The organism is Streptomyces sp. TP-A0356 (genome assembly GCF_001417775.1).
In the GTDB taxonomy this organism is placed as follows: Bacteria; Actinomycetota; Actinomycetes; order Streptomycetales; family Streptomycetaceae; genus Streptomyces.
Genome location: NZ_BBZJ01000020.1, coordinates 172,370 through 185,160, shown reverse-complemented (window position 1 = coordinate 185,160; position 12,791 = coordinate 172,370). Strand labels below are relative to the sequence as shown.

At 69.2% G+C, this 12,791-nt stretch carries 12 protein-coding genes; 3 read left to right on the top strand and 9 right to left on the bottom strand.

Annotation, left to right across the window (positions count from 1 at the left end):
• Nucleotides 1-9: 9 nt before the first annotated feature.
• The 5 genes from prcB to arc form a co-directional block, all read right to left on the bottom strand.
• The gene (gene prcB, locus ASC56_RS19415) at nucleotides 10-855 is read right to left on the bottom strand and encodes a proteasome subunit beta (protein ID WP_055492732.1); all 846 of its coding nucleotides are present in this window, start codon (nucleotides 853-855) and stop codon (nucleotides 10-12) included.
• Complete coding sequence (locus ASC56_RS38190) at nucleotides 807-1,187, bottom strand: endonuclease VII domain-containing protein (protein ID WP_234377004.1); 381 nt, start codon at nucleotides 1,185-1,187, stop codon at nucleotides 807-809. The genes prcB and ASC56_RS38190 overlap by 49 nt, the downstream gene beginning before the upstream one ends.
• 137 nt (nucleotides 1,188-1,324) lie before the next feature.
• Nucleotides 1,325-1,543 (bottom strand): ubiquitin-like protein Pup, encoded by a 219-nt coding sequence (locus tag ASC56_RS19410; protein ID WP_030744708.1) that lies wholly within the window; start codon nucleotides 1,541-1,543, stop codon nucleotides 1,325-1,327.
• Between the two features lie 181 nt (nucleotides 1,544-1,724).
• Nucleotides 1,725-3,236, bottom strand: coding sequence for a depupylase/deamidase Dop (gene dop, locus ASC56_RS19405; RefSeq protein WP_371330120.1), 1,512 nt, complete (start codon nucleotides 3,234-3,236; stop codon nucleotides 1,725-1,727).
• A gap of 235 nt (nucleotides 3,237-3,471) precedes the next feature.
• Nucleotides 3,472-5,238, bottom strand: coding sequence for a proteasome ATPase (gene arc, locus ASC56_RS19400; protein ID WP_055492994.1), 1,767 nt, complete (start codon nucleotides 5,236-5,238; stop codon nucleotides 3,472-3,474).
• Nucleotides 5,239-5,483: 245 nt separating this feature from the next.
• On the opposite strand from arc, the gene ASC56_RS19395 reads away from it, so the two are divergent.
• Nucleotides 5,484-5,789: a ferredoxin gene (locus ASC56_RS19395; RefSeq protein WP_055492730.1), complete on the top strand. Its 306-nt coding sequence runs from the start codon at nucleotides 5,484-5,486 to the stop codon at nucleotides 5,787-5,789.
• Between the two features lie 114 nt (nucleotides 5,790-5,903).
• Here the strand turns inward: ASC56_RS19395 and ASC56_RS19390 are convergent, their stop codons facing one another.
• The 3 genes from ASC56_RS19390 to ASC56_RS19380 form a co-directional block, all read right to left on the bottom strand.
• Nucleotides 5,904-6,479, bottom strand: a complete 576-nt coding sequence (locus ASC56_RS19390; RefSeq protein ID WP_055492729.1) for a hypothetical protein — start codon at nucleotides 6,477-6,479, stop codon at nucleotides 5,904-5,906.
• Nucleotides 6,480-6,694: 215 nt separating this feature from the next.
• Nucleotides 6,695-7,597, bottom strand: coding sequence for a tRNA (adenine-N1)-methyltransferase (locus ASC56_RS19385; RefSeq protein ID WP_055492728.1), 903 nt, complete (start codon nucleotides 7,595-7,597; stop codon nucleotides 6,695-6,697).
• Nucleotides 7,598-7,653: 56 nt separating this feature from the next.
• Entirely contained in the window at nucleotides 7,654-9,162 is a 1,509-nt protein-coding gene (locus tag ASC56_RS19380) for a site-2 protease family protein (protein WP_055492727.1), read from the bottom strand.
• A gap of 228 nt (nucleotides 9,163-9,390) precedes the next feature.
• Here ASC56_RS19380 and ASC56_RS19375 point away from each other — a divergent pair, with 228 nt between their 5' ends.
• Entirely contained in the window at nucleotides 9,391-10,311 is a 921-nt protein-coding gene (locus ASC56_RS19375; protein WP_055492726.1) for a RecB family exonuclease, read from the top strand.
• A 14-nt stretch (nucleotides 10,312-10,325) separates the two neighbouring features.
• Nucleotides 10,326-10,997: a response regulator transcription factor gene (locus ASC56_RS19370; protein WP_055492725.1), complete on the top strand. Its 672-nt coding sequence runs from the start codon at nucleotides 10,326-10,328 to the stop codon at nucleotides 10,995-10,997.
• A gap of 73 nt (nucleotides 10,998-11,070) precedes the next feature.
• On the opposite strand, the gene ASC56_RS19365 is transcribed toward ASC56_RS19370, so the two are convergent.
• Nucleotides 11,071-12,654: an ABC transporter substrate-binding protein gene (locus ASC56_RS19365; RefSeq protein WP_055492993.1), complete on the bottom strand. Its 1,584-nt coding sequence runs from the start codon at nucleotides 12,652-12,654 to the stop codon at nucleotides 11,071-11,073.
• Between the last annotated feature and the right edge of the window lie 137 nt (nucleotides 12,655-12,791).

Sequence of the window (12,791 nt, the reverse complement as noted above, 5' to 3'; positions counted from 1 at the left end):
CGCTCGCCGTCAGAGCAGGGCGGCCCTCGGGCCGTCCGGCTGCTGCAGACGGTTCTGCAGGACCGCCTGGGCGGTCTCGGCGGCCTCGTCCTCGGTGAGCCGGCGGTAACCGTCCTCGGTGATCACTGTGACGATCGGGTAGATCCGGCGGGCGGGATCGGGACCACCGGTCGCCGAGTCGTCGTCTGCCGCGTCGTACAGGGCCTGGACCACCAGGGTCGCGGCCTGTTCCTCGGTCAGGTCCTCACGGTAGAGCTTCTTCATGGACCCGCGCGCGAAGATCGAGCCGGAGCCCGTGGCCGCGTACCCATGCTCCTCGGAGCGGCCGCCCGTCACGTCGTAGGAGAAGATACGGCCCCTGTCGCGGTCCACGTCGTAACCGGCGAAGAGCGGGACCACGGCCAGGCCCTGCATGGCCATGGCCAGGTTGGAACGGATCATGGTCGACAGGCGGTTCGCCTTGCCCTCCAGGGAGAGCTGGGCGCCCTCGACCTTCTCGAAGTGCTCCAGCTCCAGCTGGAACAGCTTCACCATCTCCACGGCGAGGCCCGCCGTGCCGGCGATGCCGACGGCCGAGTACTCGTCCGTCGGGAACACCTTCTCGATGTCCCGCTGCGCGATGACATTGCCCATGGTCGCCCGCCGGTCACCGGCGAGCACCACGCCGCCGGGGAACGTGACGGCCACGATGGTGGTGCCGTGCGGGGCCTCGATCACGCCCTGGGTGGGGGGCAGCTGCCGGTTGCCGGGCAGCAGCTTGGGCTGGTGCTCCGACAGGAAGTCCATGAAGGACGACGACCCAGGCGTCAGGAAGGCAGCTGGCAGACGCCCGGTGCTACGAGTGTTGGCTTCCACGCGATTCCTTCCACGTATGCAGCAGCCCGCCTCATGACCTCGGGCCGATCCTTGAACTGCCCCAGTGCGGCATTGCAGCTGAAGCACAGTACGCCACGGACCCTACCCGTCCCATGGCAGTGATCCACATGTGCAGCCGAAGCCGACGGACATGTGCGGCAGACGCCCCCTCGGGAGGCGATCAACTCGTCGCGCTCGGCTTCGGCGATGCCGTATCGACGCTTCAGATGGTCCCGGCGGCCCCGAACGGCCCGGGGCGCCTTGCAGGCGGCGCCGGCAATGGGCAGCGCTGTACTTCGCCACGCACTCCCGGCGCCGCACCTGCAGGCCATCGCGCCGATTCTTGTCCCGAGCGAGAGCGGGAAGGGCAACGCCCTCTCGCCACCTCTGCATCGCTTCGTGGACGGCTCGTCAGCCACTCCCAATCCCCCGCCACCTTCAGTTCGAAGGAGAAGTGACCACCTAGCCCCTACTGTCCACCCTTTTGCACGAAGGACCTCACGAAATCCTCGGCGTTCTCCTCGAGTACGTCATCGATTTCGTCGAGGACGGAGTCCACGTCGTCACTCAGTTTCTCGTGCCGCTCCTTGAGGTCCCCCTGAGCCTGCGCGTCCTGCGCCTGCTCCTCGACCTCCTCCGTGGAGCGCGTGGCCTTCTGCTGTCCGCCGCCGGTGTCCTTGGTCGCCATAACCCTCACCCCGCTCAGTTCGCCCGACATGGTCGGCATTCCTGCCGATCGGTGATGATCAGACCCTACAAGCCGGATCCGACATCGGCCCCGCAGTTACTCCAACGTACGGGGCGCACCTCGATGATTCCCGGCCGCCGGGATTTACACCCTGTCCGCCGGGACGGTCCCTGGCGTCCGCTCAGCCCCCGGACAGGACCCTGACCAGGTCCTCCGCCGTGCGGCAGCGGTCCAGGAGCTCCTTGACGTGATTACGCGTTCCGCGAAGCGGTTCCAGGGTTGGCACGCGCTGGAGCGAGTCCCGGCCCGGCAGGTCGAAGATCACCGAGTCCCAGGAGGCCGCGGCGACGTCGTCGGCGTACTGCTCCAGGCAGCGGCCGCGGAAGTACGCGCGGGTGTCCTCCGGCGGCTTCGTACGGGCCCGTTCGACGTCGGTCTCGTCCAGGAGGCGCTTCATGCGGCCGCGGGCCACCAGACGGTTGTAGAGGCCCTTCTCGGCGCGTACGTCGGCGTACTGGAGGTCGACCAGGTGAAGGCGGGCGGCGTCCCAGTCGAGGCCGTCACGGCGCCGGTAGCCCTCCATGAGCTCTCGTTTGGCGACCCAGTCCAGTTCGCCGGCGAGGCTCATGGGGTCACGCTCCAGGCGGTTCAGCGTGTCTTCCCAGCGGGCGAGGACGTCCTTCGTCTGGTCGTCGGCATCGGCTCCGAACCGCTCCTCCACGTATTTGCGCGACAGCTCGTAGTACTCCATCTGGAGCTGGACCGCGGTGAGGGTCCGGCCGCTGCGGAGGGTGACCAGTCGCTTCAGGGTGGGGTCGTGGGAGACCTGGTGGAGGGTGCGTACGGGCTGGTCGACGGCGAGGTCGACGGCGATGAAGCCGTCCTCGATCATGGAGAGGACGAGGGCGGTGGTGCCCAGCTTCAGGTACGTCGAGATTTCGGACAGGTTGGCGTCACCGATGATGACGTGCAGTCGCCGGTACTTCTCGGCGTCGGCGTGCGGCTCGTCCCGGGTGTTGATGATCGGGCGCTTCAGCGTCGTCTCCAGGCCCACCTCGACCTCGAAGTAGTCGGCGCGCTGGCTGAGCTGGAAGCCGTGTTCGTGCCCGTCCTGACCGATGCCGACGCGGCCCGCTCCGGCGAAGACGGGGCGGGAGACGAAGAAGGGCGTGAGGTGGCGCACGATGTCCGAGAACGGGGTCTCCCGCTTCATCAGGTAGTTCTCGTGCGTGCCGTAGGAGGCGCCCTTGTTGTCGGTGTTGTTCTTGTAGAGGTGGATCGGTTGGGCGCCGGGGAGCTGGGCGGCACGTTCTGCGGCCTCGGCCATGATCCGCTCGCCGGCCTTGTCCCAGAGGACGGCATCGCGGGGGTTGGTGACCTCGGGCGCGCTGTACTCGGGGTGTGCGTGGTCGACGTAGAGCCGTGCGCCGTTGGTGAGGATCACGTTGGCGAGGCCGATGTCCTCGTCGGTGAGCTGGCTGGCGTCGGCGGCCTCGCGGGCGAGGTCGAAGCCTCGCGCGTCCCGCAGCGGGTTCTCCTCCTCGAAGTCCCAGCGGGCCCGCCGGGCCCGGTGCATCGCCGCCGCGTAGGCGTTGACGATCTGGGACGAGGTGAGCATGGCATTGGCATTGGGGTGGCCGGGGACGGAGATGCCGTACTCCGTCTCGATGCCCATTACTCGCCGTACGGTCATGCGGCCCTCCTTGCCCGGCGGCGCCCTCGGTCGGGGGCGGCGCTCAGATACCGCTGGTACTCCGGTGCGCGTGCGGTGCCCGTCCCCGCACGGCGCGACGCGGCGGTACGAAAGAGCCTAGAACGCCTTTGCGCTGGTGGGGAGATCATTTGCGTCATTGCTGTGCTCCAGCCGTGGCCTGAAAAGCAGGCGGCTGCGGGTACCCCGGTGAGGGCACCCGCAGCCGCCCCGCCTTTTACAGGTACTGACCGGTGTTCGCCACCGTGTCGATGGAGCGTCCGGTGTCCGCGCCCTGCTTTCCGGTGATGAGGGTACGGATGTACACGATCCGTTCGCCCTTCTTGCCGGAGATCCGGGCCCAGTCGTCCGGGTTCGTGGTGTTGGGCAGGTCCTCGTTCTCCTTGAACTCGTCCACGCACGCCTGGAGGAGGTGGGAGACCCTGAGGCCCTTCTGGTTGTGTTCGAGGAAGTCCTTGATCGCCATCTTCTTGGCGCGGCCGACGATGTTCTCGATCATGGCGCCGGAGTTGAAGTCCTTGAAGTAGAGGACTTCCTTGTCGCCATTGGCGTAGGTGACCTCCAGGAAGCGGTTCTCGTCGGACTCGGCGTACATCTGTTCCACGGCGGTCTGGATCATGCCGTGGACGGTGGCCGCCTTGTCGCCTCCGTGCTCGCTGACGTCTTCGGCGTGCAGCGGAAGCCTCTCGGTGAGGTACTTCCCGAAGATGTCCTTGGCCGCTTCGGCGTCCGGACGTTCGATCTTGATCTTCACATCGAGGCGGCCGGGCCGCAGGATGGCGGGGTCGATCATGTCCTCGCGGTTGGAGGCGCCGATGACCACCACGTTCTGCAGGCCTTCGACGCCGTCGATCTCGGCGAGCAGCTGGGGGACGATGGTGTTCTCCACGTCCGAGCTGACGCCGGAGCCGCGGGTGCGGAAGAGGGATTCCATCTCGTCGAAGAAGACGATGACGGGGGTGCCCTCGCTGGCCTTCTCGCGGGCGCGCTGGAAGACGAGGCGGATCTGCCGCTCGGTCTCGCCGACGTACTTGTTCAGCAGCTCGGGGCCCTTGATGTTGAGGAAGAAGCTCTTGCCCGCGGCCAGGCCGGTGACTTCGGCGACCTTCTTGGCCAGGGAGTTGGCCACGGCCTTGGCGATGAGCGTCTTCCCGCATCCGGGGGGCCCGTAGAGCAGGACGCCCTTGGGCGGCCGCAGTTCGTGCTCCTTGAACAGGTCGGGGTAGAGGTACGGGAGCTCGACCGCGTCGCGGATGGCCTCGATCTGGCCCGCGAGTCCGCCGATCTGCTCGTAGCCGATGTCGGGTACCTCTTCGAGGACGAGTTCCTCGACCTCGCTCTTCGGTACGACTTCGTAGACGTAGCCGGAGCGGGGTTCGAGCAGGAGGGCGTCGCCGGGGCGGATGGTGACGTCCAGCAGCGGCTCGGCGAGCCGTACCACCCGTTCCTCGTCGGTGTGCCCGAGTACCAGGGCGCGCTCGCCGTCCTCCAGGACTTCCTTGAGGGTGACGATGTCCCCGACCCGCTCGTACTCCATGGCCTCGACCACGTTGAGCGCCTCGTTGAGCATCAGTTCCTGGCCGCGGCGGAGCTCGTCGAGCTCCACGCTGGGGCTGACGTTCACCCGGAGCTTGCGGCCTCCGGTGAAGATGTCGGCCGTGCCGTCCTCGTTCGCCTGCAGGAAGACACCGAAGCCGGCCGGCGGCTGTGCGAGCCGGTCGACCTCCTCCTTGAGGGCCACGATCTGGTCCCGGGCCTCACGGAGCGTGTTGGCGAGCCGCTCGTTCTGTGCGGACACGCCGGCCAGGTTGGTCTGCAGCTCGACGATCCGCTCTTCGAGAATCCTCGTGTGTCGCGGAGAGTCGGCGAGCTTGCGTCGCAGGACGGCGATCTCCTGCTCAAGGTAGGCGATCTGCCCGGCCGGGTCTTCGGACCCTCGTCCCGGGCGGATGCCGCGGTTCATGTCGTCGTCGTGGGCTGCCACGGTCCTCACCTCCTCCAAGGGGAGCTGGACGCTTCCAGACCCTACCTGGGTGGGTGTCGATTGAAACCCCTAGATCACAAAGACTGTCGAGGTGTGTCCGATCTTCACCCTTGCGCTCTCCCTCACGCCAGGGGAATACCCACCGAACATGATTGGGAAGCGGCCGAAGGTAGGGTCGGGGTGTTCAACACCCGTCAGAGCTGGCCGGATTCCCGGGCCGCTCTGCGCAGCAATCGGCAGGGGAGATGACCGTGCAGCAGCAGGCCGGAGTCGACGGCGAGGCGCTGGAGGTCTGGATCGACCAGGATCTGTGTACCGGCGACGGCATCTGCGCCCAGTACGCGCCCGAGGTCTTCGAGCTGGACATCGACGGCCTGGCCTACGTGAAGGGCCCGGACGACGAGCTGTTGCAGGCCAAGGGGGCCGCAACGCCCGTACCGCTGCCGCTTCTCACGGATGTGGTGGATTCGGCTCGGGAGTGTCCCGGCGAGTGCATCCATGTGCGTCGAGTTTCGGACAGCGTGGAGGTCTACGGACCGGACGCGGAGTGATCGTACGACCACCTTCCGTCATTCGGTGTCTGGTTTCTCACACCGGGGTTGCTCAACAGACGCATGCGCCCCCGAGGCGTGGTGCGCCGCGGGGGCCGGCATGTGAAGCGTGGGTCAGACGGTGCGTGCGCCGGAGGGTGTGGAGCGGATGAACACGCCACCCTTCCACTGCCACTTGACGGGGCTCCTCACATCGGGGCAGCAACTCGGTACGTCGGTCGAGGAGTAGCCGAGGAGGGTTGCGGTGACGGTGGCGTCGCGGACGGTGAAGTCGGTGACGGTGAGACGGTCCTTGGGGTTGACGAGGGTGGCGACCACACGGGGACCGGGGGCGCCCGGGTTCTGGGTGAGGACGTAGACGCCGTCGGGCGGGGTGCCCATGCTCGCGTCGCAGTGGACGACGGCGACGGTCTCGGGGTGGCCGTCGCCGTCGAGGTCGCCGATGGCCTTCTTCGCGACGAGGATCTTGGTGGGGCCGCAGTCGAGCGGGAAGTCGGCCTTGGCCGGGTCGGGGGGTGCTGGGGCGGCGGGGGCCGCCTTGGTCTCGGCCTGGGGCTGGGCCGCCGTCGCGGAGCCGGGCTGCAGCACGGAGGACAGGGCGATCACGCCGGAGATTGCGGTGGCCGTGGCGACCCAGTGGATGGGTCGGGCGGTGGTGTGAGCGAGTTCCGGAACGGCGGGGTGCTGCACGCGAGAAGTATCTCCTGTGAGAGCTGTGCCGGTGGGGGTGCCCCGCATCGTGCCACACGTCACAGTGCGGGGGAACGGCGGGTGCGCACTTCCGGCGGCGCTTGGGGTTCCGGCGTGCTATCGGGCCTCAACGCAGGAGCGCCGTGGCCGAGTTCCGGGGTGTTTCCGGGAACTCGGCCACGGCGCTGCTGCGTTGGGCCGGGTGCGGGGCCGGGTCAGCGGCCGGCGCCTCCGTCGGCGTTGGGGCCGGCGTAGTCCTCGCCGTAGGCGCCCTTGGCGGGCCGGCGGCGGCGCATGGGCGGCTCGACGCCGTCGGCGAGGCGTCGCGCGGTGAGCAGGAAGCCGGTGTGGCCGATCATCCGGTGGTCGGGACGGACGGCCAGGCCCTCGATGTGCCAGTTGCGGATCATCGTCTCCCAGGAGGTCGGCTCGTTGAAGCAGCCGATCTCGCGGATGGACTCGACGGTGCGGGCGAGCTGGGTGGTGGTCGCCACGTAGCAGCAGAGGATGCCGCCGGGGACGAGCGCCTTGGAGACGGCTTCCAGGCATTCCCAGGGGGCGAGCATGTCGAGGATGACGCGGTCGACGTCGGTGTCGCTCAGGTTGTCCTGGAGGTCGCCGACGGTGAGCTGCCAGGCGGGGTGCGGGCCGCCGAAGTAGCGTTCCACGTTCTGCTGGGCGATCTCGGCGAAGTCCGCGCGGCGCTCGTAGCTGTGCAGCATGCCCTGGTCGCCGATGGCCCGCAGCAGGAAGCTGCTGAGGGAGCCGGAGCCGACGCCGGCCTCCACGACGCGGGCGCCGGGGAAGATGTCGGCGAAGGCGAGGATCTGCCCCGCGTCCTTGGGGTAGACGACGGCTGCCCCGCGGGGCATGGACAGGACGTAGTCGGGGAGCAGGGGGCGCAGCGCGAGGTAGGCGACGTTACCGGTGGTGCGGACAACGCTGCCCTCGGGAGCGCCGATCAGCTCGTCGTGCGGGAAGGAACCCTTGTGGGTGTGGAAGTTCTTCCCCGCTTCGAGCGTGAACGTGTAGTGGCGGCCCTTGGGGTCGGTCAGCTGAACCTGGTCCCCGACCTTGAAGGGCCCGCGACGGCGGGCGGCACCGGTCGGTTCGGACATGTGACCAGCCTACCGGTCGACGGAGGGGCCGCCGACCAGGTGGCGGGGGCCGGGGTTCAGCTGGGGCGGGCCATGGCCTTCACGAAGGCGCGTTCGACGTCAGCGGCGGACAGGACGCCGTAGATCTCGCCGGTCTCCTCGACGACGAGGTACTCGGTGGCGGGGGTGGCCCGCAGGACGTCGAGGAGGTCTTCGCCCCCGAGTTCCGCGGAGACGCGCATACCGTCGGTGAGTTCCTGGGCGAGGCCGCTGACGGCGACCCAGGGGCGGCGGTGTTCCGGTACGCCGACGATGGCGGCCTCGCGGACGAGGGAGAGGGGTTCGCCGTGGGCGTCGACGACGACGAGGGCGCGGGCGCCGACGTCGTTGGCGCGGCGGAGGGCTTCGGAGAGCGGGGTGTCGGTCTCGACCGGGACCGCGCGGCGGGTGAGGGTGCGGGCGCGCAGTTCGGGGAGGTGCTCGCGCAGGCGGGCCGTGCGGAGGCTGTTGCCGGCGCCGGTCCAGATGATCGCGGCGAGGATGGCGGCGAGCAGGGCGTCGGTGAGGGTGTCCATGCCGACGTTGTCCTCGGCGGTGGTGCCGAGGGCGCCGGACCGGGTGAGCAGCGGGAGGCCGATCAGGACGGTGAGGGCGAGGGCGCGGCCGACCCACGCGGCGGCGATGGTGCCGCTCATCGGTCTGCCGGTGATCTTCCAGACGACGGCGCGGAGCATACGGCCGCCGTCGAGGGGCAGGCCGGGGAGCAGGTTGAACACGGCCACGATGAGGTTGGAGATCATCAGGCCGGCCAGCAGGACGCCGGGGACGGTGTCGGGCTCGACGGCCTGGAGGGCGAGGTAGAAGATCCCCGCGAGGACGAGGGAGAGCAGGGGCCCGACGAAGGCGAGGACGAACTCCCGGCCGGGGGTTTCGGCCTCCTTCTCGATCTCGGAGACGCCGCCGAAGAACTGGAGCTGGATGCGGCGCACCGGCAGCTTGAAGCGGAGGGCGGCGACGGTGTGGGCCAGCTCGTGGACGAGGACGGAGGCGTAGAAGGCGACCGCGAAGAAGAGGGAGACGAGATAGCGGGCGGGGCCGAGGCCGGGCAGTACCCGGTCGAGCTGGCCGCCGAACACCCAGGTGATGAGGGCGGCGACGAGGAACCAGCTGGGGGCGACGTAGACGGGAACCCCGAAGGGGCGCCCCATGAGGATGCCGCCACCGGGCTCCCTGGGACGCCGCGGGGGCCGCCCCTTGCCGGCGGTGACGGAGTCGGCATGGCCCCGGGGCGGGGCGGTGACGGCGGGCCGACCGGCCGGCGGGGTGTCGACGGGGTCGTGGGCTGTCGCACGCCCCGGCTGCTCCTCACGGCCCGCAGGGGGCTGTGCGCCCTCCTCGGCTGAGCCCTCGGGTGAGCCCCCCGAGTCCTCCGTCCCCTGGGGCTTCTCGTCCCCTTCGCGCTCGGGTACGGGGCCGGGGTCCACCGGTTCCTCGCGGGACCCGGGTCGTGCCTCGGGGGCCGTTTCGCGGTCGGTCGCCCCGTCGTTGCCGGAGCGCGGCTGTCCGCTCCCGCCGCTCTCGTCCACGATGTCCCCTCGTTCGAAGCGTCTCCCCGGCCCCGGTCGTGCCGGGTGGGAGGGTCTGGGGTCGATGGTATGCGGCCGTCGCGTCGTGTTCCGCCCCGGCACCCCCTCTGTTCTGCCCGCCGTCCCACCGACTGTTCTGCCCGCCGTCCCATCCGACCGGCCGCCGTACCGCAGGCGCCCCGGCCGCGGCTGGGTCACTGTCAGTGGCGGGCCGTATGGTCTGTGGTCATGGAAACCAGCTCCGACGGCGCTGCCGTGCCGTCCGCCGTGGCCGCCGCGCCTCCGGAGTCCCTTTCGCCCTCGCGCGCCGGTGACTTCATGCAGTGTCCGCTGCTCTACCGCTTCCGGGTGATCGACAGGCTGCCCGAGAAGCCGAGCGAGGCCGCGACCCGGGGCACGCTGGTGCACGCGGTCTTGGAGCGGCTCTTCGACGTACCGGCCGTCGAGCGGACCGCGCCCCGGGCCAAGTCCCTCATCCCCGGCCAGTGGGACCGGCTGCGGGAGAGCAGGCCTGAGGTCGTGGAGCTGTTCGCGGACGATCCGGAGGGTGAGCGGCTGGCCCGCTGGCTCGGCGAGGCGGAGCGGCTCGTCGAGCGCTGGTTCTCCCTGGAGGACCCGAGTCGGCTGGAGCCCGCCGAGCGCGAGCTGTTCGTGGAGGCGGAGCTGGAGTCGGGGCTGAAGCTGCGCGGGATCATCGACCGTGTCGATGTGGCGCCCACGGGTGAGGTGCGGATCGTCGACTACAAGACGGGCAAGGCGCCCCGGCCGGAGTACGCCGAGGGCGCGCTGTTCCAGATGAAGTTCTACGCCCTGGTGGTGTGGCGGCTGAAGGGCGTCGTCCCCCGGCGGCTGCAGCTCGTGTACCTCGGCAGCGGAGACGTGTTGACGTACGACCCGGTCCTCGCCGATCTGGAGCGTGTGGAGCGCAAGCTGCTGGCGCTGTGGGACGCGATCCGGCTGGCGACGCAGACGGGTGACTGGCGACCACGCCCCACCAAGCTGTGCGGCTGGTGCGACCACCAGGCGGTCTGTCCGGAATTCGGCGGCACTCCCCCGCCGTATCCGCTGCCGGTGCGATCGGCCGAGCCCGTGCCTGTCAAGGCACCCGAATCGGGCCGCGACGAGCAGGGCAGAATGGGGCCGGACTAGCGAAGGAGAGTTACGTGGCCATCCGCGTCCTACTGGTCGACGACCAGCCGCTGCTGCGTACGGGCTTCCGGATGATCCTGGAGGCGGAGCAGGACATCGCGGTCGTCGGCGAGGCCGGAGACGGCCTCCAGGCGCTCGATCAGGTGCGTGCCCTGCAGCCCGATGTGGTTCTGATGGACATCCGCATGCCCCGGATGGACGGGGTGGAGGCGACCCGGCAGATCACCGGGCCCGGCCGGGACGGCCCGGCGAAGGTGCTCGTGCTGACCACCTTCGACCTCGACGAGTACGTGGTGGAGGCGCTGCGCGCCGGTGCCAGCGGCTTCCTCCTCAAGGATGCCCCGGCCGATGAGCTGGTGCAGGCGATCCGGGTGGTCGCGGGGGGCGAGGCGATGCTCGCTCCGAGCATCACGCGCCGGCTGCTCGACAAGTACGCGGGGCATCTGCCGTCCGGCGAGGAGCCGGTTCCGGACACGCTGCACACCCTCACCGAGCGCGAGGTGGAGGTGCTGAAGCTGGTGGCGCGCGGGCTGTCCAACGCGGAGATCGCCGCCGACCTGTTCGTCAGCGAGACCACGGTCAAGACGCACGTCGGTCATGTGCTGACGAAGCTGGGGCTGCGGGACCGGGTGCAGGCGGCGGTGTACGCGTACGAGAGCGGGCTGGTGCGCCCGGGCGCACAGTAGCTCCGCGACCTCGTCACGCCCGGAGGGCGCCCCTTCTTCGGAGGGGCGCCCTCCGTGCTCGGCACGGTCCCGGTCAGCCCTTGCTGATCTCCCAGAACCGGAACACCGTCGAGGCGTCGAGGCAGTACTCAAGGCCGTAGACGTTGTCCCGGCGGAGGGCGTACTGCTTGGCCTGCCATACCGGGATCATCGGCACCTCCTGGGCGACGATGTCCTGGAGCCTGCCGTAGTCCTTGTCGGTCGACGAACGGTCGCTCTGGGCGGCCGTCTTGGGGATGAGCTCGCCGGTGATCGTGCTGTTGACGTAGTGGTTGTCCAGCACGTTGCCCTTGCCGAAGAACGGGGCCGTGAAGTTGTCGGGGTCCGGGTAGTCGGGGACCCAGCCCTTGACGTAGACGCCGTACTTGCCCGCCGCGATGTCCTTCTCGTACTGGTCGAAGGCGACGGACTTGACGGTGGCGTCGAACAGCCCGCTGTCGTTGAGCTGCTGGGCGATCGTCTTGAACTCCTCGTCGGTGGCGGGGCCGTAGCGCGAGGGGGTGGACCACAGGGTCAGCTTCACCTTGCCGGTGATGCCCTCGGCGCGCAGCGCGGCAGCCGCCTTGGGCTTCGAGGGACGGGCCCCGTAGGTGTCGAAGAAGGCCGTGTCGTGGGCGGTGATACCGGCCGGGATGATCGAGTAGAGCGGGGTCGCCGTGTTGTTGTACACCTTGCTGACGAGGGCGTCGCGGTCGAGGAGATAGGCGATGGCCTTGCGAACACCGAGCTTGCCGGCCACCGGGTCGGCCATGTTGAAGACCAGGTGCTGGACTTCGGCGCTGGAGCCCTCGACGGCTTCGATGCCCTTGCCGGTGGAGGTGTTGTTGTCGATGTCGGCGATGTCGGCGGCGGCGAGGCCACGGTAGGCGACGTCGACCTGCTGGTCGAGGAGGGCGCTCTTCAGGGCGGACTGGTCGCCGTGGAAGAGCTTCAGGGTGACGCCGGAGTTGTGTGCCTTGGCGGTGCCCTGGTAGTTGGAGTTGACCGAGAAGACGGCCTTGTCCTTGCCGAACGAGTCCAGCTTGTAGGGGCCGGAGCCGACCGCCTGGCCGTCCTTGCGCAACGCGTCGGCCGGGTAGACGTTGTGGTCGACGATCGAGCCGGCGCCGGAGGCTATCTTGCTGGGGAAGGTGGCGTCGGCGTACTTCAGCTTGAAGACGACGTTCTTCGCGTCGGGTGTCTCCACCGAGCCGAGCATGGGGAACATGATCGCGGGACCGGCGGAGTCGTTGATCTTCAGCATGCGGTCGAAGGAGAACTTGACGTCCTGCGAGGTGAGCGGGTCACCGTTGCTGAACTTCAGCCCGTCCTTGAGCGTGCACGAGTAGACCTTGGTCTGTGTGTCCGTGAACGTGCACTCCCGGGCGGCCTCGGGCACGGGTTCCGTGCCGCCCTTGGGGAAGCTGAGCAGGGATTGGAAGACGTTGTTGAACAGCAGCCAGGACCCTGGGTCGTAGCCGGAGGCGGGGTCGGTGGCCAGGATGTCGTCGGACATCCCCATCACGACGGAGGGGCCGGTGCCTCCGGAGTCGCCCGTCGGACTGCCGCATCCGGTGAGCAGGCCTGCGGCCAACCCGGTCGCGACGGACAGGACCGGCCACTGGGTGCGCATCTTCACGTGCATGTGCCTTGTCTTCGGGTTCTCGTCTGACCCCCGGACTCCGCGTGTCCAGGGGGCGTGCGGAAGCCTCCGGATCGTACCGCGAATGCGGCGAGGCCCCCGGGCCGGGTGCCCGGGGGCCTTCGCAGTGGCCG

What these genes read in the sequence shown, in the direction of transcription:
- ASC56_RS19375 (WP_055492726.1), top strand. Translation starts at nt 9,391, where the DNA reads ATGGAAACCAGCTCCGACGGCGCTGCCGTGCCGTCCGCCGTGGCCGCC.
- ASC56_RS19410 (WP_030744708.1), bottom strand. Translation starts at nt 1,543, where the DNA reads ATGGCGACCAAGGACACCGGCGGCGGACAGCAGAAGGCCACGCGCTCC.
- dop (WP_371330120.1), bottom strand. Translation starts at nt 3,236, where the DNA reads ATGACCGTACGGCGAGTAATGGGCATCGAGACGGAGTACGGCATCTCC.
- ASC56_RS19395 (WP_055492730.1), top strand. Translation starts at nt 5,484, where the DNA reads ATGACCGTGCAGCAGCAGGCCGGAGTCGACGGCGAGGCGCTGGAGGTC.
- ASC56_RS38190 (WP_234377004.1), bottom strand. Translation starts at nt 1,187, where the DNA reads ATGGCCTGCAGGTGCGGCGCCGGGAGTGCGTGGCGAAGTACAGCGCTG.
- ASC56_RS19385 (WP_055492728.1), bottom strand. Translation starts at nt 7,597, where the DNA reads ATGTCCGAACCGACCGGTGCCGCCCGCCGTCGCGGGCCCTTCAAGGTC.